This window comes from Blastococcus sp. SYSU D00922, from assembly GCF_054050495.1.
The window spans coordinates 163,831-187,338 of sequence record NZ_JBJGZL010000004.1; the positions used below are offsets into that span (position 1 = coordinate 163,831).

Below are 23,508 nucleotides of genomic sequence, written 5' to 3' on the forward strand. Positions count from 1 at the left end.
CGGCTGTGGACGTGTCGACATGCGGGCAACGGCGGAACGGTGACCGCGAAGCACCTCTACCCGTGCTGACCTGCGCGTACACGCGTGGCGGTGACGGATGGGAACCGTGTGGCGACGGAACGGTCGGTACCACGACATCGCGGTCCTCCGGACCGCACCGCGGCCGACGACCGGGTCGCGCTGCAGCGAGCGCGTCCGTCTTCCACGGCGGGAACCTCCGGCCCCGCGCCGTGGAAGCACCCGGCTCAGGCGTCGAGCAGCTCCAGCACGGTGGCGTTGGCCATCCCGCCGCCCTCGCACATGGTCTGCAGGCCGTAGCGGATGCCGTCGGCACGCATCTGGTGGACGAGGGTGGTCATGATGCGGGCGCCGGAGCCGCCGAGGGGGTGGCCGAGCGCGATGGCACCGCCGCGCGGGTTCAGCCGCGCGTCGTCGGCGCCGGTGTCGGACAGCCACGCCATGGGCACCGGCGCGAACGCCTCGTTCACCTCGTAGACGCCGATGTCGTCGATCGACAGCCCGGACCGGGCGAGCACCTTCTGCGTCGCGGGGATCGGCGCGGTCAGCATGATGACCGGGTCGTCGCCGGCCATCACCGTGGTGTGGATGCGCACGAGCGGCGTCAGCCCGAGCTCGCGGGCCTTCTCGCTGGTGGTGACGAGCAGGGCCGCGGCGCCGTCGGAGATCTGGCTGGCGTTGCCGGCGCTGATGACGCCGTCCTCCTTGAAGGGGGTCTTCAGCGCAGCCAGCTTCTCGAGCGTGCCGCCCGGCCGGATCCCCTCGTCGGCGCTGACGACGCCGTCGGGCGTGGGCACCGGGGCGATCTCCTCGTCGAAGGCGCCGTCGGCCTGCGCCTTGGCGGCCTTCTCGTGCGAGGCGAGGGAGAACTCGTCCAGCTGGGTCCGGGAGAAGCCCCAGCGCTCGGCGATCATCTCCGCCCCGATGCCCTGGTTCGGGTACACGCCGCCGTAGCGCTCCATGAACCGCGGGCCCAGCGGCTTACCGGCCGACCCGTCGCCCCGGGCGGCTCCCATGGGCACCCGGCTCATCGACTCGACGCCGCCGGCGACGACGACGTCGGCCTGGCCGCTGATCACGGTGGCGGCGGCGAAGGCGACGGCCTGCTGCGAGGAGCCGCACTGGCGGTCGATCGTCGTCCCCGGCACGCTCTCCGGCCAGCCGGCCGCCAGCGCGGCGTTGCGGCCGATGTTGAACGTCTGCTCGCCCACCTGGCTCACGCATCCCCAGAAGACGTCCTCCACGACGCCGGGGTCGATGCCCGAGCGCTCGGCCAGAGCAGTGAGCACGTGGGCGGAGAGATCCACGGCGTGCACGCCGGACAGCCCCCCGCCGCGCTTGCCCACGGGGGTGCGCACGGCGGCGCAGATGACGGCATCTCGCATGGTCGAACTCCTCGACGACGGTCCGGGCGCCGAACGGTCAGCCCTGACCGATCGTAGGACGAGCGGTGCACTGGCAGGCTGGGCCCGTGCAGTGGTCACCCCGGCCCGGTGAGACGGTCGCGCTGGCGGTGCTGGGCGTCGGCCTCGCGCTGGCCGTCGTCGTCCTCGATGCCGCCGGTCGGGTCCTCGTCGGTGCCGGTGCGCTCCTCGTGCTCGCCCTCGCCGTCCGCGACGTGCTGACCCGGCCGCGGCTGGCGGCCGGTCCCGACGGGGTCGACGTCCGGAACGTCACCGGTGGGCACCACCTGCCGTGGGCCCGGCTGCGGATCCGCGTGCGCGAGACCCGCCGGCTCGGGATGCGCAGCCGCACGCTGGAGCTCGACACCGCCACCGGCCCCGACGACGAGGGCGTCCTGGTGGTCCTGGGCCGCCGGGACCTGGGCGCCGACCCGGAGGCGGTGGCCCGGGCCCTCCGCGGGATGGACTCGACGGCGCGCTAGAGGCTCAGGACGACGATCGTCGGCACGGTCGCGGCCACCACGGCGAGGACGACGCCCAGCACGGCCAGACCGGGCAGCTGGAGCTTCTCCCGCCGGCGGGTGGCGACGAGGACCCCGGCTGCGAGCGCACCGCCCACGAGGCCGCCGAGGTGGCCCAGCAGCGAGACACCGGGCAGGAAGCTGATGAACACGTTGATCGCCAGCAGGGTGAGCAGGCCCCGGATGTCCTGCCGGTTGGCGATCAGCAGCACGCCGAGAGCGCCCAGGAGCCCGTAGAGCGCCGTGGAGGCACCGGCGACGTAACCGCCGGGGAAGCCGAACAGCTGGATGGCCGTGGCGCCGCCGAGCGCGGACACCAGGTAGACCCCCAGGAACCGCCACCGGCCCAGTTGCCGCTCGAGCTCGGAGCCGAACAGCAGCAGCGCCAGCATGTTCATGGCCAGGTGCAGCGGTCCGATGTGCAGGAACGCGGCGGTGAGCAGCCGCCACCACTCGCCCAGCTGGACGAGGATCGGCATCTGCGCCAGGTCGGCGAACACCGGCGATCGCCAGTTGTCCAGGGGCGGGTTGCCCACGGACACCGCCGAGATCGCGGTGACGACGAACATCGCGACGTTCAGCGCGATGAGCGTCAGGGTCACCGCGCCCCACCGGCGGCCCGCCGCGCGCAACCCGCTGCCGCGGCGGACCGGCCGGATGGAGGCGTTGCCCTCCCGGACGCACTCGGGGCACTGGAAGCCCACCGAGGCCGGGATCATGCACTCCGGGCAGATGGGCCGGCCGCACCGCGTGCAGGAGATGCCGGTCGGCCGGTCCGGGTGCCGGTAGCAGGCCGAGGGCCCCGTCCCGCCCACCCCGCGCTCGCTCGGGGCGGGCCCCTGGACGGGACCGTCGCCGGCGTTCTCCGTCAGCTGCGCTGCACCTCGACGGACTCGATGACGACGTCCTCGACGGGACGGTCGCCGCGCGCGGTGGGGGTGGTCGCGATGCGGTCGACGACGTCGCGGCTGGCCTGGTCGGCCACCTCGCCGAAGATCGTGTGCTTGCGGTTGAGGTGCGGGGTGGGTCCCACGGTGATGAAGAACTGCGAGCCGTTGGTGCCCGGGCCGGCGTTCGCCATCGCCAGGAGGTACGGCCGGTCGAAGGACAGCTCGGGGTGGAACTCGTCGCCGAACTGGTAGCCGGGGCCGCCGTAGCCCTGACCCAGCGGGTCACCGCCCTGGATCATGAAGCCGGAGATCACCCGGTGGAAGATCGTGCCGTCGTACAGCGGGTCCGTCGTCTTCTGACGCGTCTCCGGGTGGGTCCACTCGCGGGCGCCCTCGGCGAGGTCGGCGAAGTTCGCGACCGTCTTGGGGGCGTGGTCGGGGAACAGGTCCACGGTGATGTCGCCGTGGTTGGTGTGCAGCACCGCGCGGCGGGCGGGAGTCGATTCAGTCACGGCTCCACTCTGCCACCGATCCCAGGAGGACGACCGGCCGGTTCCCGGCCGCGCTCCACGTGGAACACCGCGCGGCAGCGGACCTGCCGCGGGACGGGCCGACCGGGCTAGGTTGCCGCCGACACCGCGCGCTTCCGGGAGGTTCCCCATGACGGTCGACCAGACGGGCACGGACCGGGGCTTCCTCCGGCCCGCTGCCCCCTCCCCGGCGGCCGAGCAGCTGTTCGCCGACGACCGGGACGAAGCCGGTTACGTCATGAACCTCTCGCACGCCTGGGCCCACCTGCCCGGCGCTCAGCAGGCGCTCATGGACCAGCTCAGGGAGGCGGCCGCGGCGGCCGGGCTCTCGTTCCGGCAGCGGGGCGTCCTGGTGGCCGCTTCGGCCGCCGCCCTCGGCGACCCGCACTGCTCGCTGGCGTGGGGCACGCGGCTGGCCGACGAGGCCGGCGACGAGGTGGCCGCCGCGGTGCTCCGGGGCGACGACGACGCCCTGGAACCGGGTGACCGCCCGCTGGCCCGCTGGGCCCGCCAGCTGGCCCGGGACCCCAGCGGGACGACGCCGGCCGACGTGGACGCCCTGCGGGAGACGGGGCTGGACGAGGCGCAGATCCTGGCGACGACCGTCTACGTGGCGCTGCGGATCGCGTTCTCGACGGTGAACGACGCCCTGGGTGCCCGGCCGGACCAGCAGATGGTCGCGGCGGCGCCGGAGGCGGTGCGGTCGGCAGTGGACTACGGCCGGGCGCCCGCGGTGGGGCCGTCGCCGGCCTGATCGTCAGCGGTGGGTGGAGACGAGGGGAATCGAACCCCTAACCCCCGCCTTGCAAAGGCGGTGCTCTGCCAATTGAGCTACGTCCCCGGGTGACCGCCTGGAGCGGCCGGGTGGTTCAGCGGGTGGTGGGAGTGCTGACCGCGTTCGGGCCCTTGGTGGCCTCGTGCCAGAGGTCGGCCTCGGCCTTGCCGCTCGAGCGCTTCCGCACGGCCGCCAGGGCACCGGCGGCGATGGCGGCCAGCGCCAGCTTCTTCAGCACGCGGGGTGCCTCCTCGACCGGTCGGCGCCGGAGGCTCGTGCAACCGGCGAGCGTGCACACGGGTGGGCCTGGGAGGACTTGAACCTCCGGCCTCATCCTTATCAGGGATGCGCTCTAACCGCCTGAGCTACAGGCCCGTGAACCTCGAACAGCGTACCTGGCAGTGATGAAGGCTTCGGACAGGGGGGCAAGGTCGCGGCGAGTGGGGCCCGGAGGGCTCCGCGGAGCCGCGACGCAGCGGCTCCGCCTGCCGGGGGACGGCACGTGGCCGCGGTGTCGTCCGGAGGACGACAGATTGCCTAGTCGCGCTCGGAGAGCGTGAGCTCCAGGCCGCCGACCAGGTCGGAGCAGAGGTTGTAGATGAACGTCCCGACGGTGCACAGCGCCGTCATCAGCACGATGTTGATCGCGCCGATGATCGCCGCACCGCCGAACACCAGGCCCGGGGTGACGACGTCGCCGCCGCCCCCCTCACCGGACGCGGACCCGATCTGGCCGAACAGGTCGTTGAGGGTGTCGAAGACGTCCAGCGCGTTGAGGACCCCGTAGAGGATCCCGACGGCGACCATCCAGATGAAGAACAACGCGATCGACAGGACCAGCGAGATCTTCAGCGCCGACCAGGTGTCGATGTGCCGCAGCTGCAGCCGCGCCCTGCGGGGACCGCGCCCACCCCCGGACCGGGCGGTGCCGCGGCCACGGGACCCCTTGCCGCCGCTGGAGTCCGCCTCGGGACCCCGCGGGGCGGACGCCGCCGCGGCTCCGGCCGCCGGCGGCACCGTCGGGGCACCGGCGGGCTGGCCGGCGGCCGGCGCGCTGCCGGTGCCGGGGGCCTGCGCCCGCTGGCTGCCCGTCGCCGGGATGGTCTGCGTCGCCGAGGCGGGGGGAGCGGCCGCGGCCGGAGTGCCTGCCGACGCAGCTCCGTCCCCGGCGGGGGAGTCGGTGCGCACCGAACCCTGCGTCCGGTCGCTCATGCCTGTCTCCCCATCCCCGGGCGGCGCGCGCCGCTCCCCAGCGTGACCGGGTCGGCCACCTGTCATCTGCGCCTCAGATTAGGCGTCGGGCTCGTCGTTGTCCGTCGTACGGGCGATCGCCACGATCGACACGTCCTCCGGCAAGTTCATGAGCTTGACACCCATGGTGGCCCGGTCCTTGTTGTGCCGCACCCCGTTGACCGGCGTCCGGATGACGCCGCCACCGGAGGTGATGGCGTAGAGCTCGTCGCCGAGGGTCACGGCCAGCGCGCCGACGAGGGCGCCCTTGCGCGCCTTCGGGTCGGCGGTGAGCACGCCCTTCCCGCCGCGGCCCTGGTTCGGGTAGTTCTCGATCCCGGTCCGCTTGGCGAAGCCCCGCTCGGTGGCCACGAGGACGTCGACGCCCTCCTGGACGACCATCATCGACAGCAGCGAGTCGTCCTCGCCGAGGGAGATGCCGCGCACGCCCTCGGTCGCACGGCCCATGGGACGCAGCGCCGTGTCGTCGGCCGTGAACCGGATCGACATCGCCTTCCGGGTCACGAGCAGCAGGTCGGAGTCCTCGCCGATCAGCGAGGCGCCGACCAGCTCGTCGCCGTCGCGCAGGTTGATCGCGATGACGCCGCCCTGGCGCGGGGAGTCGAAGTCGGTCAGCCGGGTCTTCTTCACCTGCCCGCGGGCGGTGGCCAGGACCAGGTACGGCGCGACCGAGTAGTCCTTGATCTGCATGACCTGGGCGATCTTCTCGTCCGGCTGGAACGCGAGGATGTTCGCCACGTGCTGGCCTCGGGCCGTGCGGTTGGCCTCCGGCAGCTCGTAGGCCTTCGAGCGGTACACCCGGCCCTTGTTGGTGAAGAACAGGATCCAGTCGTGGGTGGAGCCCACGAAGAAGTGGTCGACGATGTCGTCCTGCTTCAGCTGGGCACCCATCACGCCCTTGCCGCCGCGGCGCTGGGAGCGGTAGAGGTCGCTCTTCGTGCGCTTCGCGTAGCCGGTGCGCGTGATGGTGACGACGACCTCCTCCTCCGCGATGAGGTCCTCCATGGAGACGTCGCCCTCGTTGGCGACGAACTGCGTGCGCCGGTCGTCGCCGTACCTCTCGACGATCTCGGCGAGCTCGTCGCGGACGATCTGCCGCTGCCGCTCCGGGGAGTCGAGGATCTCCTGCAGGTCGCGGATGCGGGCCTCGATCTCGGCCAGCTCGTCCATGATCCGCTGCCGCTCGAGGGCGGCCAGGCGGCGCAGCTGCAGGTCGAGGATGGCGACGGCCTGGATCTCGTCGACCTCGAGCAGCTCCATCAGACCGGTGCGCGCGGCGTCGGCCGACTCGCTGTTGCGGATCAGCGCGATGACGGCGTCGAGCTGGTCGAGGGCCTTGGCGTAGCCGCGCAGGATGTGCGCGCGCTCCTCGGCCTTGCGCAGCCGGTAGCGGGTCCGGCGCTGGATGACCTCGATCTGGTGGTGCACCCAGTTGCGCACCAGCTCGTCGAGCCGCAGCGTGCGCGGCACGCCGTCGACGATCGAGAGCATGTTGCAGCCGAAGCTCGTCTGCAGCTGGGTGTGCTTGTAGAGGTTGTTCAGCACGACCTTGGCGACGGCGTCGCGGCGCAGCGTGATGACCAGCCGGCGGCCCACGCGGTCGCTGGACTCGTCGGCGATCTCGCTGATGCCCTGCAGGCGGCCTTCCTTGACCGCCTCGGCGATCGACTCGGCCAGGTTGTCCGGGTTGACCTGGTAGGGCAGCTCGGTGACGACCAGCTGGACGCGCCCGCGCGAGTCCTCCTCGACGGTGACGACGGCGCGCATGCGCACCGAGCCGCGGCCGGTGCGGTAGGCGTCCTCGATGCCCTCGCGGCCGACGATCAGGCCGTAGGTCGGGAAGTCGGGGCCCTTGATCCGCTCCATGCACGCGGTGAGGGCCTCCTCGGCCTCCGCGTCCGGGTGGTCGAGCATCCAGAAGACGGCCTCGGCGACCTCGCGCAGGTTGTGCGGCGGCATGTTGGTGGCCATGCCGACCGCGATGCCGGCGGAGCCGTTGATCAGCAGGTTGGGCACGCGCGCGGGCAGGACGACGGGCTCCTGGGTGCGGCCGTCGTAGTTGCCCTGGAAGTCGACGGTCTCCTCGTCGATGCCGGCGAGCATCTCCATCGCCAGCGGCGTGAGGCGGCACTCGGTGTACCGCATGGCGGCGGCCGGGTCGTTGCCCGGCGAGCCGAAGTTCCCCTGCCCGTCGATCAGCGGGTAGCGCATCGACCACGGCTGGGCCAGGCGGACGAGGGCGTCGTAGATCGCCGAGTCGCCGTGGGGGTGGTAGTTACCCATCACCTCGGCGACCGGGCGGGCGCACTTCACGTAGCCGCGGTCGGGCCGGAAGCCCTGGTCGTACATCGCGAAGAGCACCCGGCGGTGCACCGGCTTGAGGCCGTCGCGCACCTCGGGCAGGGCGCGGCCGACGATCACGCTCATCGCGTAGTCGATGTAGCTGCGCTGCATCTCCTGCTGGAGGTCGACCGCCTCGATGCGGTCGCGGGTGGGGATGTCCGTCACGGTTCAGGTCCTCAGTGTTCGGTGCGGAGATGCGGAGCCGGGGGCCTCAGACGTCCAGGAACCGGACGTCCTTGGCGTTGCGGGTGATGAAGCTGCGCCGGGCCTCGACGTCCTCGCCCATGAGGATGCTGAAGAGCTCGTCCGCGGCGGCGGCGTCCTCGAGCGTGACCTGCCGCAGGACGCGGGTCTCCGGGTTCATCGTGGTCTCCCAGAGCTCGCTGGCGTTCATCTCGCCGAGCCCCTTGAACCGCTGGATCATCTCGTCCTTGATCTTGCGGCCGCCCTCGACGCCGGCCTTCACGACGGCGTCGCGCTCCCGGTCGCTGTAGGCGTACTCGTCGCCGTGCTTGCCGCCCCACTTGATCTTGTAGAGCGGGGGCTTGGCCAGGTACACGTACTGCCCCTCCACCAGCGGCCGCATGAAGCGGAACAGCAGGGTGAGCAGCAGCGTGCTGATGTGCTGGCCGTCGACGTCGGCGTCGGCCATCAGGACGATCTTGTGGTACCGGAGCTTCGAGATGTCGAACTCGTCGTGGATGCCCGTGCCGAAGGCGGTGATCATCGACTGGACCTCGGTGTTCTTGAGGACCCGGTCGATGCGCGCCTTCTCGACGTTGATGATCTTGCCGCGGATGGGCAGGATCGCCTGGTACATCGAGTCGCGGCCGGACTTGGCGGAACCGCCGGCCGAGTCGCCCTCGACGATGTAGACCTCGGAGTTGCGCGGATCGGTCGAGCGGCAGTCGGCGAGCTTGCCGGGCAGCCCGCTGACCGAGAGCAGGCTCTTGCGGGCCAGCTTGCGGGCGTCCTGCGCCGCGCGGCGGGCGCGGGCGGCGGACGAGGCCTTGTTGATGATCGTCTTGGCCTCGGTCGGGTTGGCCTCGAACCAGTGGCCGATCTGCTCGTTGCAGACCCGCTGCACGAAGCCCTTGACCTCGGTGTTGCCGAGCTTGGTCTTGGTCTGGCCCTCGAACTGCGGGTCACCGAGCTTCACCGAGACGATGGCGGCCAGGCCCTCGCGGATGTCGTCGCCGGTGAGCTTCTCGTCCTTCTCCTTGAGCAGCTTCTTGTCGACGGCGTACCGGTTGACGATCGAGGTCAGCGCCGCGCGGAAGCCCTCCTCGTGGGTGCCGCCCTCGTGCGTGTTGATGATGTTGGCGAACGTGTGCACCGACTCCGAGTAGGCGTCGGACCACTGCATCGCCACCTCGAGGGACATCGCGGTGTCGTTCTTGCCCGTGCCCTCGGCCCCGAAGCTGATCACCGACTTGTGGATCGGCGTCCGGCGGCGGTTGATGTGCGCCACGTAGTCGACCAGGCCGCTGTCGTAGCGGTAGGTGATCTCCGTGGGCTCGAACGCCTCGTCCTCGTGGCCGGGCGTCGGCGCCTCCTCGACGACGGACGCCTCCTCGGCCAGGCCGGTGTCCGCCTTGCCCTGACCGGGGCGCTCGTCGCGCAGGACGATGGTCAGGCCCTTGTTGAGGAAGGCCATCTCCTGCAGGCGGCGGTTGATCGTGTCGAACGAGTAGGTCGTCGTCTCGAAGATGCCGCCGTCGGCCCAGAAGGTGATCGCGGTGCCGCGCTTCTTGGTCGGGCCGACCTCCTCCAGGGGGCCGGGCTTGGCCTCGGCGTAGGACTGCTCCCACTCCGTGCCGTCTCGCCAGACGCGGACGTGGAGCCGCGTGGACAGGGCGTTGACCACGGTGACGCCGACGCCGTGCAGACCGCCGGAGACGCCGTAGCTCTTGCCGTCGAACTTCCCGCCCGCGTGCAGGACGGTCATGATCACCTCGACGGTCGGGCGCTTCTCGACCGGGTGCATGTCGACCGGGATGCCACGGCCGTTGTCCTCGACCCGCACGCCGCCGTCGGCCAGCAGGGTCACCTTGACGGTGTCGCAGAAGCCGGCCAGCGCCTCGTCGACGGCGTTGTCCACGACCTCCCACACCATGTGGTGGAGGCCGCGCTCACCGGTGGAGCCGATGTACATACCGGGGCGCTTACGGACCGCCTCGAGCCCCTCGAGCACGGTGATGGAGCTGCCCGAGTAGGCGTTCTGGGTCTGCGCTGCTGCGACCACGTGGGCCCTTCCTTTCGCGCAACCGGCACGCGGCACCCCCACAGGGAGATGGGGGCGCGAGGACGCACAACGGCGCTGAGCCGGTTGCTGGCGGTTTCTGTCACCCAGGATACCGGGTCCACCGACAGGAATGCCGCCGTCCACGCCCTCACGTCGTGTCTGAGCCCCTTCCGGCTCGCCCGCCACCTCCGGTGCTGCCCGGGCGGGGGACACGCCGTCCTCGGGGCCGCTGGGCCGATCGCGGTGCGTCCGGGGGTGCCTACGGGCGGTCGTCGGCCAGCGCGGCGGGGTCGAAGTCGGGTGCCCGCCCGCCGCTGCGCCGGTTCACCAGCACGGTCACGCCCCACAGGACGACGCCGATCGCCAGCAGGATGCCGGCGATCCGGTACTGCTCGGCGGGGCGGCCCGCCCAGGGGGTGGCGAGGAACCCGCACGCCAGCGCGCCGACGACCGGCAGCACCGTCGGGGTGCGGAAGTGGTCGGCGTCGACCCGCTGCCGGCGCAGCACCAGGACGGCGACGTTCACGACGGTGAAGACGACGAGCAGCAGCAGCGCCGTCGTCCCGCCCAGCGCCGGGACGGCCCCGACGAAGGTGACCAGGCCGAACGCCAGCGCCGTGGTGAAGAGGATCGCCACGGTCGGCGTGCGCCGGCTCCGGTGCACCCGGCCGAGCACCGGCGGCAGCACCCGTTCGCGGCCCAGCCCGTAGACCAGCCGGCTGGCCATGAGCATGTTGATCAGGGCGGTGTTGGCGACCGCGAACATCGTGATGACGCCGAACAGGCCGATCGGGAAGCCCGGTGCGCCGGCCTCCACGACCTGGAGCAGCGGCGTCTCGCCCTCGCTCAGCTGGTCCGGCGGCACCAGCGCGATCGCCGACACCGAGACCAGCACGTAGATCAGCCCGGTGATGCCCAGCCCGAGCAGCAGCACCTTCGGGAAGATCCGCCGGGGCTCCTTGCACTCCTCGGCCATGTTCACCGAGTCCTCGAAGCCGACCATCGCGAAGAAGGCCAGACCGGTCGCGGCGATGACGCCCGTGAGGACCGAGTCGTCCCCCGTGTCGAACTCGGTGACCCGCGAGAAGTCGCCCTCGCCGATGCCGAGCGCCCACACGCCCACCCCGATCACGATGAGCAGGCCGCTGAGCTCGACGCAGGTGAGCACCACGTTGGTCTTGACGCTCTCGCCGACCCCGCGGTGGTTGACCAGCGCGATGAGCGTCATGAAGCCCAGCCCGATGAGGGTGATGCCGATGCCGTCACCGAGGTCGAGGCCCAGCACCTCCGCGGCGTTCGCGCTGAACGCCCGCGCGGCCGTCGACGCCGACGTGATGCCCGAGCTCATGACGGCGAAGGCGACCAGGAACGTCAGGAAGTGGACGCCGAAGGCCTTGTGCGCGTAGAGCGCCGCCCCCGCGGCCTGCGGGTACTTGGTGACGAGCTCCAGGTAGCTGAACGCGGTCACCAGGGCGACCAGGAAGGCGACGAGGAACGGCAGCCAGACCACGCCGCCCACCTCGGCGGCGACCGTGCCGGTCAGCGCGTAGATGCCCGTCCCGAGGACGTCCCCGACGATGAACAGCAGGAGCAGACCGGGACCCATCACCCGCTTGAGCGCGGGCTGGCCGTCCCTCGTCCGGTCCTCCGTCGCGGCGGTGTCGGCCATCGGGACCTCCTGGGGGCGGGATGCGGGTCGACCGGCGTCGCCGGGGCGCGTCCGATCGTCCTGCTCCCCCTGGGGTCCCGCGATTCGAGCGCGCGGTCCCGATGGCGGCGACACTCGGCTCATGGCCACCGAGGAACCGAAGCTGTGCCTGGTCACGGGCGCGACCGGCTACATCGGCGGGCGGCTGGTCCCCGAGCTGCTGGCGGCCGGCCACCGGGTCCGGGTGATGACCCGGTCCCCCGAGCGGCTGCGTGACCGGCCGTGGGCGGCCGACGTCGAGGTGGCCCGGGCCGACGCCACCGACGCCGGCCAGGTGGCGGCCGCGTGCGCCGGTGCGGACGTCGTCTACTACCTGGTGCACGCCCTCGGCAGCGGGTCCGCCTTCGAGGAGACCGACCGGCAGGCGGCGCGGACCATGGCCGCGGCCGCGCGGGAGGCAGGCGTCGAGCGGCTGGTGTACCTGGGGGCGCTGCGGCCCGAGGGCGAGGAACTCTCCCCGCACCTGCGCTCACGCACCGAGGTGGCCGACATCCTGCTCGGCTCGGGGGTGCCGACCGTCGTGCTGCGGGCCGCCGTCGTGCTCGGGTCCGGGTCGGCGTCGTTCGAGATGCTCCGCTACCTCACCGAGCGGCTGCCGGTCATGGTCACGCCGCGCTGGGTGCACAGCCGGATCCAGCCCATCGCCGTCCGCGACGTGCTGCGGTACCTCGTGGGTTGCGCGCGGCTGCCCGCCACGGTGAACCGGGCCTTCGACGTCGGCGGACCCGACGTCATGAGCTACGCCGAGATGATGCAGCGCTACGCCGTGGTGGCCGGCCTCCCCCGCCGCCGGATCCTGCCGGTCCCGCTGTTCTCGCCCTCCCTGTCGAGCCACTGGGTCGGTCTCATCACGCCCGTTCCTGCCGGGATCGCCCGCCCGCTGGTCGAGTCGCTGCGGAACACCGTCGTCTGCCACGAGCACGACATCGCCGAGTTCGTCCCCGACCCGCCGGAGGGGTTGCTCGGCTTCGACGAGGCGGTCCGGCTGGCCGTCGCCCGGGTGCGCGACTCCGCCGTCGCCACCCGGTGGTCGGGCGCCTCGGTGCCCGGGGCGCCGTCCGACCCGCTGCCCACCGACCCGGACTGGGCCGGCGGGACGCTGTACGTCGACGAGCGCACGCGGACGACGACGGCGGACCCGGCCGAGCTGTGGCGGGTCGTCGAGGGGATCGGCGGGGACACCGGCTGGTACTCCTTCCCGCTGGCCTGGCGGGTGCGCGGCTGGCTCGACCGGGCGGTGGGCGGCGTGGGCCTGCGCCGGGGACGGCGCAACCCGCAGAAGCTCTTCGTCGAGGACGCCCTGGACTTCTGGCGCGTGGAGGAGCTCGAGCGGGGCAGCCTGCTGCGGCTGCGTGCGGAGATGCGGTTGCCCGGCCTCGCCTGGCTGGAGTTCCACGTGGAACACGGGGACCCCGCGGACGGGTCGACGGTCCTGCGCCAGCGCGCCACGTTCGCCCCGCACGGGCTGGCCGGGCACGCCTACTGGTGGGCGATCGCGGCCTTCCACGGCGTGGTCTTCGGCGGCATGGTCAAGGGCATCGCCCGGGCGGCGGAGGGGCAATGACATCGCGCCCCTCCGGGCCGCACCGCGGCCAGGTGCCGTCCCGACCGAGCGGAGCCCCACCCCGCCCTCCTCGCGGAGCCCTCCGGGCCCCACTCGTCGGCCGGACCTAGACCAGCAGCTGGGCGGCGGCGAGCTCCCGGTAGAGCGGGCTGCTGTCCACGAGCTCGTCGTGCGTGCCCCGCGCGACCACCCGGCCCTGGTCCAGCACCACGATCTGGTCGCTGTCGAGCACGGTGGACAGCCGGTGGGCCACCACCAGCAGCGCGCGGTCGGCGGCGGCCGCGGCCAGCGTCTCGCGCAGCAGCCCCTCGTTGCGGGCGTCGAGGCTGGCGGTCGGCTCGTCCAGCAGGAGCAGGTCCGGCCTGGCCAGCAGGGAACGGGCGATGGCCAGCCGCTGCCGCTCGCCGCCGGAGAGCAGCACGCCCTCGTCCCCCACGAGCACGTCGAGGCCGCGCGGCGACCGCCGCACCACCTCGGTGAGGCCGACGTCGGCGAGCACCGCCCACAGCTCCGGGTCGGTCGCGTCCGGCCGGGTGAGGAGCAGGTTGTCCCGCACCGAGCCGGCCAGCACCGGGGCCTCCTGCTCGACGTACCCGAGCCGGGCCCGCAACGCCGCGCGCGGCAGCTCCCGGACGTCGGTCCCCGCCCACCGCACGGCGCCCGAGCCCACCGGGTAGAAGCCCTCGATGAGCGCCAGGATCGTCGACTTGCCGGCGCCGGAGGGCCCGACCAGGGCGACCCGGCTGCCGGCGGGCACCTCGAGCGAGACCCCGCGCAGCACCGGGGTGCCGTCGGGATAGGCGAACGAGACGTCGTCGAGCTCGAGCAGCGGCGCACCGGCCGGCGCGGTGCCCGCCGGAGGGCGCTCCGGGCGCTCGTCGTGCTCCGGCTCGAGGCCGAGGATCTCCTGGATCCGGGCGAGGGCGCCGAGGCCGGTCTGGATCTCCGTCCAGGCGTGCACGAACCGGCCCAGCGGCATGACCAGCAGGAACAGGTAGAGGATGAAGGCGATCAGGTCGGCGACCTCGATCGAGCCGGTCGCCACCCGGTACCCGCCGAGGCCGAGCACGGCCAGGAAGGCACCCTGGACGGCGATGGAGCTGGCCGGGGAGACCAGGGCCTGCAGCCGAGCCACCTGCACGCCCGAGTCGTAGGCCCGGCCCGCCGTCTCGCCGATCGACGCCACCTCGCGCGTGGTGGCGCCGCTGGCGCGGATGGTCCGGACCGCCGAGAGCGCCCGCTCCAGCGCCGCGGTCATCGCCCCGACGGCCTCCTGCGCCTGGCGGGAGAGCCGCCGGACCCCGCGGGAGACGCTGATCGCCACCGCCATCCCGGAGCCGACGGCGACCACGGTGACCAGCAGCAGCCAGACGTCGACCAGCGCCATCGCGACGAGCGCGCCGACCGCGATCACCACCGACCCGGCGACCTCGACGACGCCGGAGGTGACTGTCGCCCGCAGCAGCGTGGTGTCGGCACCCACGCGGGACATCAGGTCACCGGTCCGCCGGCGGTCGTACTCGACCACCGGCAGCCGCAGCAGCCGGTCGGTGAGCGTCCGGCGCGTGCTCAGCACGACACCCTCCGCGGTGCGCTGCAGCACGAACTGCTGCGCCGCACCGAGGAACGCGCCGGCCACGAGCACGGTCACCAGGGCGGCGACCCCGGGCAGCAGGGACCGCCCGGCCCCCACCGCGTCGATGACCCGGGCGACCAGCGCCGGCTGGGCCAACGCCGCGACAGCCCCCACCAGGGAGAGGGCCGCCGCGAGCGCCAGCGCCGCGCGGTGCGGCCGCAGCAGCGGCAGCAGCTCGCGCAGCCCGGCCCGCACGGGGCGGGCGGCGGCCGGGTCCGTCCCGTCGGGCGCGGTCAGCGGACCGGCCCGCTCAGTAGCCGGCGGCGAGCGCGCCGACGATCGCGGTCAGCAACCGGGCGTGGTGCTCGATGAGCTGCGGCCGGTGCCCGTCGGGCCGGACGCCGGCCACGTGCCCGGCGCCGGTCCAGAACTCGTCGCCGTCGTCGCTGCCCAGGAGCAGGCCCTGCACCGCGGGGTCCTGGACGAGGCGGCGCACCTGCGGACCGTCCTCGGCGACCAGCAGCTGCCAGCGGGTGTCGAAGGCGTCGTTCCCGCTCTGCAGCGGGATCAGGCCGCCGGTGCGGTGCTTCCACAGCCGCGCCGGGGACAGCCGCAGCCCCGGGACCGCACCGAGCACGGGCGCGGCCGTGATGGCGTACTTCGCCACCCACTGCCGGCCCCACGGGTAGACGACGTCGAAGGCGACGAGCTCCACGGCTCCGGCGCGCCCGCGCAGCACCCCGGCCGCCCGCGCCTCCTTGCCCGGGCGCACCGGCGATCCGGCCATCAGCTCGGCGAGGACGGCGTCCTGGGGCCCGCTGCCGTCCGAGATCGTCCAGCCGTGCTGGAGCGCCCAGCTCTGCGCGCCGAGCTGGTCGCCCTCGTAGGTGAACGCCCGGGTCATCTCGGGGTCCTGCTGCCGCTGCCGTCCGCCGAACAGGCCGCCGGTCCGCTCCGGGGCCGTGGTGGCCGGCGGGCTGCCGGGCGAGGTCGGCGGCGCCCAGGACGGGTCGACGCCCTGCCCCCTGTCGGGAGTGGCCGCGGGCAGGTCCCACCCCGGCGGCTGCCAGGACGCTCCCTCGGCGGTGTGGTCGCTGTCGCGCGGCTGCTTGCGGCGGTCGGCGAAGTTGGGCTGGTCCCCGGCCTCGTCACCGGAGAGGTGCGACGGCTCCTGCCAGCCGCGACCCGCCTGGTCGTCGAAGCCCTCCTCGAAGCCGTCGCGGTCCCGCGGGGTGCTCATCGGTGCCCTTCCGTCGCCTGTCCTGGAGTCGTCTCAGCCGTACGTGTCGCGCGGCCCCCGCCCGCGCACGGAGCGCGGGCCCTTCTTCCAGCTCGGGGCCGTCGGTCCCACAACGCGCAAGCGGGTCACGACGTCCCCGCCGACCTGCGCGCGCAGCTTGCCCAGGATCGTCGGCGCCAGGAGCCGCAGCTGCGTCGCCCACGCGGTGGACTCCGCGACGACCAGCAGCTCGCCCTCGGTGAGGGTCTCGGGCCGGCAGTGCTCGGCGATGTCGGGGCCGACCAGGGCCGACCACCGGCCGAAGACGGCGCCGACCCGGGTGCGCTCGGACCAGTCCTGCTCGGTGATCAGCGAGTCCACCAGCTTGCCGAGCGGCTGCGGGTCGTCGGCACCCGGTCCCGCACCCGTCCACTTCCGCCGGGGGCCGGCGATCCGCCGGCGCGTGGGCTGCGGGCGCGCGGCCGACGCGGCGCGGGCGGCCTCGAGGGCGGCCCGTGCGATGTCGCTGGGGCGGGCCGGCCGTTCCTCGCTCACGGCACCCTCCCCTCGCCGGCCGGGATCGCGTCCTTGACCAGGACGGCGTACCCGCCACCCACTTCCACCCGCGCGCCGCGGAGCTCCTGCGGCACGTCCTCGAGCACGGCCGCGGTGATCAGCGTCTGCTCGGCGGAGGCCGCGACCGTGGCCAGGGCAGCCCGCCGCTCGGCGTCGAGGGTGGCGAAGACGTCGTCCAGGACCAGGATCGGGTCCTCGCCGTCGGCCCTCAAGAGGGCGAAGGTCGCCAGCTTCAGCGCGAGCGCCAGCGACCACGACTCCCCGTGGCTGGCGAACCCCTTGGCCGGGGCCGGGCCGAGGTGGATGACGAGGTCGTCGCGGTGGGGGCCGACCAGCGTCATCCCGCGGTCGAGTTCGTCGTTGCGCCGCTCGGCGATCCGCTCCCGCATCGCCGCCGTCAGCTCGGCGGCAGACGGCACGGCGCCCTCCAGCGCCACCGCCGTCCCGTCGCCGGCCAGCGGCACGGTCGAGGTGTACCCGAGCCCGGCCACCGCCGCCCCCTCGCCGGCGACGCCGGCGTAGGCCTGGGCCATGTGCGGGGCGAGGTCGGCGACCAGCTGCAGCCGGGCGGCCAGGAGCTGCCCGCCGAAGTCGGTCAGGTGGCCGTCCCAGACGTCGAGGGTCTCGATCGCCTTGCCGCGCGCCAGCCGCGCGGTCTTGAGCAGGGCGTTGCGCTGCTTGAGCACCCGGTCGTAGTCCGAGCGGACGCCGGCCAGGCGAGGGGTGCGGGTGACCAGCAGCTCGTCGAGGAACCGGCGGCGCTCGGTCGGGTCGCCGCGCACCAGCGCCAGGTCCTCGGGCGCGAACAGGACGGTGCGCACGAGGCCGAGCAGCTCGCGCGGCCGGGGGAGCGGGGCGCGGTTGACCCGCACCCGGTTCGCCCGGCCGGGGTTGATCTCGATCTCGACGAGCAGCTCGCGGTCACCCCGCCGCAAGGCCGCGCGGACGACCGCCTGGCTGTCGCCGTGGCGGACCATCGGCGCGTCGCTGGAGACCCGGTGGCTGCTCATCGTCGCGAGGTAGCCGACCGCCTCGACGAGGTTGGTCTTGCCCTCGCCGTTGCGCCCCACGAACACCGTCGGGCCGGGCCCGAGCGCCAGGTCCACGCGCTCCCAGCTCCGGAACGACCCGAGCTGCAGGTGCCGGACGTACACCCGTCACCCTCCCCCAGGGCCAAAGTGGCAACTTTGGCCCTGCTGCGTCATGCCGGGCGCTCGGCCTCCTGCGCCTGGACGGCGTGCACCGCGTGCCCGCCGAACTGCTGGCGCAGGGCGGCGACGGCCTTCATGGTGGGCGAGTCGTCCTGGCGGGAGACGAAGCGGGCGAACAGGGACGCCGCGATCGTCGGCATGGGGACGGCGTTCTCGATGGCCTGCTCGACGGTCCACCGGCCCTCGCCGGAGTCCTCGGCGTAGCCCTTGATCCGGTCCAGCTCGGGGTCCTCCTGCAGGGCGCGCACCAGCAGGTCCAGCAGCCAGGAACGGATGACGGTGCCCTGCGTCCAGGAGGCGACGACGCCCGGGACGTCCTCGATCAGGTCGACGGCGGCCAGCAGCTCGTACCCCTCGCCGTAGGCCTGCATCATCGCGTACTCGATGCCGTTGTGGACCATCTTGCTGAAGTGCCCGGCACCGACGGGACCGGCGTGCACGAACCCGGCGCCGGGCAGCGCCTGACCGGACTCGTCCTCCGGCGCGGGCGGCTTCAGGGCGTCGAAGATCGGCTGCGCCTTGGCGACGTCCTCCTTCGTGCCGCCGACCATCAGCGCGTAACCGTTCTCCAGGCCCCAGACCCCGCCGGAGACGCCGGCGTCGATGTAGCCGACGCCCTTCTCGCGGAGCATGACGTCGTGCACCTGGTCATCGGTGTACTTGGAGTTGCCGCCCTCGATGACGACGTCCCCCGGGCTGAGCAGCTCGCCGAGCTCCTTGACCGTCGACCGGGTCGGCTCACCTGCGGGGACCATCACCCACACGACGCGCGGCTCGGAGAGCGCCTCGACCAGCTCGGGGAGGCTCTCGACGTCCCGCTTCCCCGGCGAGTGGTCGTACCCGACCACCTCGTGGCCGGCGCGGCGGAGCCGCTCGGCCATGTTGCCGCCCATCTTGCCCAGCCCGATCAGCCCCAGCTGCACGACGGAAGTCCCCTCTTGTCGATCCCGGATCCAGTGCTCATCGTGCTGGCCGCGGCAAGGTCCCGCGACACCGGGGCTCAGCCCGGGAGACGCACCGGCATGATCAGGTAGCGGTAGCTCCCCGTCCGCTCGGCCGGCCGCGACTGCTGGTCGTCGTCGGCGGCGGGCTCGTCGACGCCGGAGAGCACGGCGGGCTTGAGCGGGCTGGTGAAGTCCATGCGCGCCCGGTCGCTGTGCACGGCGGCCAGCCCGTCGAGCAGGAACGTCGGGTTGAAGCCGATGGTGAGCGGCTCGCCGTCGAACTCCACGTCGCAGCGCTCCTCGGCCTGCCCCTCCTCGTCCGTACCGCCCGCGCGCAGGGTGACCTGGCCGGGCGTGAACTCGCAGCGCAGCGGGGTGCCGCGCTCGGCCACGAGGGCCACGCGCTTGGCGGCGTCGGTGAACAGGCCCACCGGCAGCGTGGCGTGGGAGTTCGACTCGTTCGGCATGATCGCGCGGTACTTCACGAACTCGGCGTCGAGCAGCCGGGTCGTGGTCTGCCGGTCCTTGCCGGACAGGCCCAGGATGCCCTCGCCGGAGCTGCCCGACGACAGCGAGAGCACGATCTCCGGTCCGCTCGTCAGGGTCTTGGCGGCGTCGGCGAGCGTGCGCGCCGGCACGAGCACCGCAGCGGACACCCCCGGGGTCTCCGGGCGCCAGGCGAACTCGCGCACCGCCAGCCGGTAGCGGTCGGTGGCGGCGAGGGTGATCAGGTCGTCCTCGATCTCCAGGCGGACGCCGGTGAGCATCGGCAGGGTGTCGTCGCGACCAGCGGCGACGGCCACCTGTCCGACCGCCTCGGCGAAGACGTCGCTGTCCACGAGACCGGCCGACGACGGCATCGACGGCAGGGACGGGTAGTCCTCGACCGGCAGCGTCGGCAGGCTGAAGCGGGCGTTGCCGCAGGTGATGGACAGCCGCGGGCCCTCGGCGGTGATGTCGACCTGGTGCGGCGGCAGCGCGCGGGTGATCTCGGCGAGCAGCCGGCCCGGGACGAGGACGCGACCGGCCTCGGTGGCGTTCACGTCGACCTCGGCGCGGGCGGACACCTCGTAGTCGAAGCCGGAGACCGACAGCTGGTTGCCGTCGACCTCGAGCAGGATCCCGGCGAGCACCGGTACCGACGGACGCGGCGGCAGGCTGCGTGCCGTCCAGGCGACGGCGTCGGCGAGCACCTCACGTGCCACCCGGAACTTCATCTCTCGACCCACCCGATCTGTTCAGCGTCCACGGCGCACCGGTGTGGAGGCGCGGAGCTGCGCCGCCGGTGCGGTGCTCATCGTGCCTGTTGCTGTGCCCCCGGGGGAAACCCTGTCCCTCGATGAGTGCTCCTGAGCAGCGTCCGGCCCCTCGGGCCGCAGCTTCCCCACCCAGAGTGTGGTTCGAGAAATCTCCGAGATAACTCCCTCATCCTCGTCATCACTGGTGTGGAAGCTGGGGATCGAGGCCCTTCGTGCTGCTCAGGGCCGGAATGGGCCTGTTGGCCCGTTGTGGGCGGTGACCGCTCCGCCTGTGTCGACACGTGGACATCTCGACGGTTGTTCACCGTCCCCCGGCGGCGTCCACTCCCTGTCCCCTGTCTCTCCCGGCGCGATCCCCAGGTCGTGCCCAGGGCGTGCGTGGACGCCCGCGGCCGGCGGCCGGCCGTCGACCGGGCACCGCGACATATGCGCAGGTCAACGCGGTGTCAAGGGGTTGTGCGACCGCCGGGCGATGGGCTAGGGCCGCCCAGCGGAGGTCACCGGTGGTGACGTCGCGGGCACGAGATCTCCCCAACCTGTGCACATGTCTGGGGACAACTTCTCGACGAGTAGACGACGGTCACCGGCCGGATACCGGCAGCTACCGCCTCCGATGAGCACATCCCGGCTGTCGACTTCTGTCCACCGCTGTGGACAAACCCTGGGATACGGGTCGAGGGATGAGGACGGGAACGGCGGACGACGGGCAGCGAGAGCAGGGAAGGGCGCCTGATCCAGCCGGCGGGCGACGACGGTGCGAGAGCCGGGAACGGCACCCGTGGAGCCGGGGGACGCGCCGGGGAACGGCACCGTCGAGCCGAGTGGGGCCCGGAGGGTTCCGCGCAGGAACGACTGAACAGCTCCACGTGGCCGGGGACGGCACGTGGAGGCGGTGTCGTCCGGAGGACGACGAAGTTACTGCCGGGCGCGGCTCTTGATGCGGGCGGTGAGCTCGGTGACCTGCGTGTAGGTGGCCCGGCGCTCGCTCATCAGGTTGGTGATCTTCTTGACGGCGTGCATGACCGTGGTGTGGTCCTTGCCGCCGAAGGAGGCCCCGATCCGCGGGAGTGACAGCTCGGTCAGCTCGCGGCACAGGTACATCGCGATCTGGCGGGCGTTGACCAGCGTGCGGCTGCGGTTGGAGCCCTGCAGCTCCTCCATCGTCACCGAGAAGTACTCCGCCGTCGCGGCCATGATGATCGCCGCGGTGATCTGCGGGCCCTGCTCGTCGCTGATGAGGTCCTTGAGCACGAGCTCGGCCAGGGGCAGGTCGACCTGCTGCTTGTTGAGCGATGCGAACGCGGTGACGCGGATGAGCGCGCCCTCGAGCTCGCGGATGTTGGTCTGCACCTTGCTGGCGATGAACTCGAGCACCTGGTCGGGCACCTGCAGGCGCTCGCCCCACGCCTTCTTGCGGAGGATCGCGATGCGGGTCTCGAGGTCGGGCGCCTGGACGTCGGTGATCAGGCCCCACTCGAACCGCGTGCGCAGCCGGTCCTCCAGCGTCGTCAGCTTCTTCGGCGCCCGGTCGGAGGTGATGACGATCTGCTTGCTGGCGTTGTGCAGCGTGTTGAAGGTGTGGAAGAACTCCTCCTGCGTCCGCTCGGCGCGCTCCAGGAACTGGATGTCGTCGATGAGCAGGAAGTCGATGTCCCGGTAGCGGCGGCGGAAGTCCTCGGCCCGCCCGGAGTGCACCAGGTTGATGAACTCGTTGGTGAACTCCTCGGTGCTGACGTAGCGCACCTTGACGTTGGGGAACATCCGCGCGGCGTAGTGGCCGATCGCGTGCAGCAGGTGGGTCTTGCCCAGCCCGGACTCGCCGTAGATGAACAGCGGGTTGTACGCGCGGGCCGGCGCCTCGGCCACCGCGACCGCCGCGGCGTGGGCGAACCGGTTGCTGTTGCCGATGACGAAACTGTCGAAGACGTACTTGGGGTTCAGACCCGGGTCCAGGCCCGCTGGGCGGCCCGCCTCGGGACGGCGCCCGCGGCCTCCCCCGCCGGCGGCCCGGCCGCGCTGGTCGGTGCCGGCCGGTGCGTCGAGGTCGAAGGGCAGGACGTCGGCGGTGCCGCCGTCCCCGGCGCCACCCCAGTCGCGTCCGGTGGGCTCGGACCCCCAGGTGGTGGTGGCCCAGTCCTCGGGCGCCCCGCGGTCGACCGGGGCGCGGTCGGCCGGGCGCAGCTCGCGCACCTCGGAGTCGGCGCGCGCGGGCAGGTCGTCGCCGGCGTCCCGGTCCCACGGCGCGGAGCTCACCGCGTCGGTCCGCACGCCGAAGGCGCTGCGCCCGTCGTCGGCCCGGTCCCGGCTGGCCCGGTCCTCCTCGGCGCGCTGCGCCTCGGCGGCCGACCACGGGCGGCGCGTGGGCTCCTCGTCCTGGCTGTCGCCCTGGGGGCCGGCGGGGGCGTCCTCGAGCTGGACGGCGACGCGGATGTCGCGGCCGAACTGCTCGGACAGCGCCTCGGCGAGCACCCGCCGCATCCGGGACTCGAGCACGGTCTGGGTGAACTCGTTGGGCGCCGCGAGCACCGCGGTGTCCTCGACGAGCATCAGCGGCCGGGTGAGGTTCAGCATCGCGTTCTGCTGAGGGGACAGGCTCGTCGCCAGCCGCTCGCGGATCTGGTCCCAGACGGTCGCCAGGTCCAGCGTGGCATCGGCCATGCCGTTTCTTCCTCCCCGATCGGTGTCGACCCCGGTCCCCCGTCCGGTTCCCCGGCGTCCCCAGCACCTCGCGGCACCGGGGACGGTCCCGGTGGACTACCCGTTGTGGATGCGCGGACGCACTGGGTCCACACCGGTGTCCACAGGCTGTGCACGGTCGGCGAGCGACACTGCCGGGGCCGGGCGCCGGTCCGGTAGCGACGGACATCGCTGCTGGTCGGAGGCCAGTGGGGGCGGGAGGACGGACGGTTCGACGGTCGGTTGACCGAGGGGGTCGGCCCGCGCGCCGTGACCCTGACGTCCGACGCGGAGCGACGGCGACGCTAACAGCCCCATCCACAGCCGGGCAACGCTCCCGCGACGCGCCCGGGCGCGTCGGCTCCGGCGTGCCGCCGTGCTCCGGCGCCTCGTCGGGGGGACCATCGGGAGTCGCGATCCGCCCGGTCTTCGGCGTCGCCGGATTCTCGGTTATGCTGGCTGGAGTCTGTGGACGGTCCCGGCCGCCCTCCCTGCCCGCGCGGCGTCCCCGCGCAGGTGGAGAGCGCCGGTGCTCCGTTCCGCAGGGACCAGCTTCCGGGGTCGCCGGGATGCGGCACGTCGCCGTCCGTCCCGGTCGCCCCGCGCGCGCCCGCCCACCGGTGGGTGCGCACCGCCGATGTCGTGTAGTGGGAGTACCTCGTGAGCAAGCGCACGTTCCAGCCGAACAACCGCCGACGGTCGAAGACCCACGGCTTCCGGCTGCGGATGCGTACCCGCGCGGGCCGGGCGATCCTCGCCGGCCGTCGGCGCAAGGGTCGCGAGAAGCTCTCCGCCTGAC

The 23,508-nt window shown here is 73.0% G+C and carries 20 protein-coding genes and 2 tRNA genes; 5 read left to right on the forward strand and 17 right to left on the reverse strand.

Annotation, left to right across the window (positions count from 1 at the left end; genetic code table 11):
* Nucleotides 1-245 precede the first annotated feature (245 nt).
* Nucleotides 246-1,403, reverse strand: coding sequence for a thiolase family protein (locus ACI78T_RS07985; protein WP_456557556.1), 1,158 nt, complete (start codon nt 1,401-1,403; stop codon nt 246-248).
* An 86-nt stretch (nt 1,404-1,489) separates the two neighbouring features.
* Between ACI78T_RS07985 and ACI78T_RS07990 the strand changes: the two genes are divergently transcribed.
* On the forward strand, nt 1,490-1,903 hold the full coding sequence (locus tag ACI78T_RS07990; protein ID WP_456557557.1) for a PH domain-containing protein: 414 nt from the start codon (nt 1,490-1,492) through the stop codon (nt 1,901-1,903).
* Here the strand turns inward: ACI78T_RS07990 and ACI78T_RS07995 are convergent.
* A complete protein-coding gene (locus ACI78T_RS07995; RefSeq protein WP_456557558.1) occupies nt 1,900-2,544 on the reverse strand; it encodes a rhomboid family intramembrane serine protease in 645 nt (214 codons plus the stop codon). The two genes, ACI78T_RS07990 and ACI78T_RS07995, sit on opposite strands and share 4 nt — an antisense overlap.
* Between ACI78T_RS07995 and ACI78T_RS08000 the strand changes: the two genes are divergently transcribed.
* Entirely contained in the window at nt 2,528-2,731 is a 204-nt protein-coding gene (locus tag ACI78T_RS08000; RefSeq protein WP_456557559.1) for a hypothetical protein, read from the forward strand. The two genes, ACI78T_RS07995 and ACI78T_RS08000, sit on opposite strands and share 17 nt — an antisense overlap.
* Nucleotides 2,732-2,810: 79 nt before the next feature.
* Here ACI78T_RS08000 and ACI78T_RS08005 read toward each other — a convergent pair whose 3' ends face one another.
* Nucleotides 2,811-3,344: a peptidylprolyl isomerase gene (locus ACI78T_RS08005; RefSeq protein ID WP_456557560.1), complete on the reverse strand. Its 534-nt coding sequence runs from the start codon at nt 3,342-3,344 to the stop codon at nt 2,811-2,813.
* A 148-nt stretch (nt 3,345-3,492) separates the two neighbouring features.
* On the opposite strand from ACI78T_RS08005, the gene ACI78T_RS08010 reads away from it, so the two are divergent.
* A complete protein-coding gene (locus ACI78T_RS08010; RefSeq protein WP_456557561.1) occupies nt 3,493-4,116 on the forward strand; it encodes a carboxymuconolactone decarboxylase family protein in 624 nt (207 codons plus the stop codon).
* Between the two features lie 14 nt (nt 4,117-4,130).
* On the opposite strand, the gene ACI78T_RS08015 is transcribed toward ACI78T_RS08010, so the two are convergent.
* From ACI78T_RS08015 to ACI78T_RS08045, 7 genes are all read right to left on the reverse strand, one after another.
* Nucleotides 4,131-4,203, reverse strand: a tRNA-Ala gene (locus ACI78T_RS08015).
* Nucleotides 4,204-4,231: 28 nt separating this feature from the next.
* Entirely contained in the window at nt 4,232-4,375 is a 144-nt protein-coding gene (locus ACI78T_RS08020) for a DLW-39 family protein (RefSeq protein ID WP_456557562.1), read from the reverse strand.
* A 63-nt stretch (nt 4,376-4,438) separates the two neighbouring features.
* Nucleotides 4,439-4,512 (reverse strand) — tRNA-Ile (locus ACI78T_RS08025).
* A 162-nt stretch (nt 4,513-4,674) separates the two neighbouring features.
* Nucleotides 4,675-5,349, reverse strand: coding sequence for a DUF3566 domain-containing protein (locus ACI78T_RS08030; protein ID WP_456557563.1), 675 nt, complete (start codon nt 5,347-5,349; stop codon nt 4,675-4,677).
* A gap of 78 nt (nt 5,350-5,427) precedes the next feature.
* Complete coding sequence (gene gyrA / locus ACI78T_RS08035) at nt 5,428-7,896, reverse strand: DNA gyrase subunit A (protein WP_456557564.1); 2,469 nt, start codon at nt 7,894-7,896, stop codon at nt 5,428-5,430.
* A gap of 46 nt (nt 7,897-7,942) precedes the next feature.
* Complete coding sequence (gyrB, locus tag ACI78T_RS08040; RefSeq protein WP_456557565.1) at nt 7,943-9,976, reverse strand: DNA topoisomerase (ATP-hydrolyzing) subunit B; 2,034 nt, start codon at nt 9,974-9,976, stop codon at nt 7,943-7,945.
* A gap of 259 nt (nt 9,977-10,235) precedes the next feature.
* The gene (locus ACI78T_RS08045) at nt 10,236-11,645 is read right to left on the reverse strand and encodes an APC family permease (protein WP_456557566.1); all 1,410 of its coding nucleotides are present in this window, start codon (nt 11,643-11,645) and stop codon (nt 10,236-10,238) included.
* 121 nt (nt 11,646-11,766) lie between these two features.
* On the opposite strand from ACI78T_RS08045, the gene ACI78T_RS08050 reads away from it, so the two are divergent.
* Entirely contained in the window at nt 11,767-13,248 is a 1,482-nt protein-coding gene (locus ACI78T_RS08050) for an SDR family oxidoreductase (RefSeq protein ID WP_456557567.1), read from the forward strand.
* A gap of 106 nt (nt 13,249-13,354) precedes the next feature.
* Here the strand turns inward: ACI78T_RS08050 and ACI78T_RS08055 are convergent, their stop codons facing one another.
* From ACI78T_RS08055 to dnaA, 7 genes are all read right to left on the reverse strand, one after another.
* On the reverse strand, nt 13,355-15,079 hold the full coding sequence (locus ACI78T_RS08055) for an ABC transporter ATP-binding protein (RefSeq protein ID WP_456557568.1): 1,725 nt from the start codon (nt 15,077-15,079) through the stop codon (nt 13,355-13,357).
* A gap of 55 nt (nt 15,080-15,134) precedes the next feature.
* Nucleotides 15,135-16,064 carry a hypothetical protein gene (locus ACI78T_RS08060; protein ID WP_456557569.1) on the reverse strand — a complete coding sequence of 310 codons (930 nt, stop codon included), beginning with the start codon at nt 16,062-16,064 and terminating at the stop codon, nt 15,135-15,137.
* 33 nt (nt 16,065-16,097) lie between these two features.
* Nucleotides 16,098-16,598 (reverse strand): DUF721 domain-containing protein, encoded by a 501-nt coding sequence (locus tag ACI78T_RS08065; RefSeq protein WP_456557570.1) that lies wholly within the window; start codon nt 16,596-16,598, stop codon nt 16,098-16,100.
* The gene (recF, locus tag ACI78T_RS08070; protein WP_456557571.1) at nt 16,595-17,773 is read right to left on the reverse strand and encodes a DNA replication/repair protein RecF; all 1,179 of its coding nucleotides are present in this window, start codon (nt 17,771-17,773) and stop codon (nt 16,595-16,597) included. Before recF ends, ACI78T_RS08065 begins: the two co-directional genes overlap by 4 nt.
* 47 nt (nt 17,774-17,820) lie before the next feature.
* Complete coding sequence (gene gnd / locus ACI78T_RS08075) at nt 17,821-18,834, reverse strand: phosphogluconate dehydrogenase (NAD(+)-dependent, decarboxylating) (protein ID WP_456557743.1); 1,014 nt, start codon at nt 18,832-18,834, stop codon at nt 17,821-17,823.
* Complete coding sequence (gene dnaN / locus ACI78T_RS08080; protein WP_456557572.1) at nt 18,831-19,979, reverse strand: DNA polymerase III subunit beta; 1,149 nt, start codon at nt 19,977-19,979, stop codon at nt 18,831-18,833. Before dnaN ends, gnd begins: the two co-directional genes overlap by 4 nt.
* A 969-nt stretch (nt 19,980-20,948) precedes the next feature.
* Complete coding sequence (gene dnaA, locus ACI78T_RS08085) at nt 20,949-22,691, reverse strand: chromosomal replication initiator protein DnaA (RefSeq protein ID WP_456557573.1); 1,743 nt, start codon at nt 22,689-22,691, stop codon at nt 20,949-20,951.
* 678 nt (nt 22,692-23,369) lie between these two features.
* Between dnaA and rpmH the strand changes: the two genes are divergently transcribed.
* Nucleotides 23,370-23,507 (forward strand): 50S ribosomal protein L34, encoded by a 138-nt coding sequence (gene rpmH, locus ACI78T_RS08090; protein WP_040338882.1) that lies wholly within the window; start codon nt 23,370-23,372, stop codon nt 23,505-23,507.
* Nucleotide 23,508 lies beyond the last annotated feature (1 nt).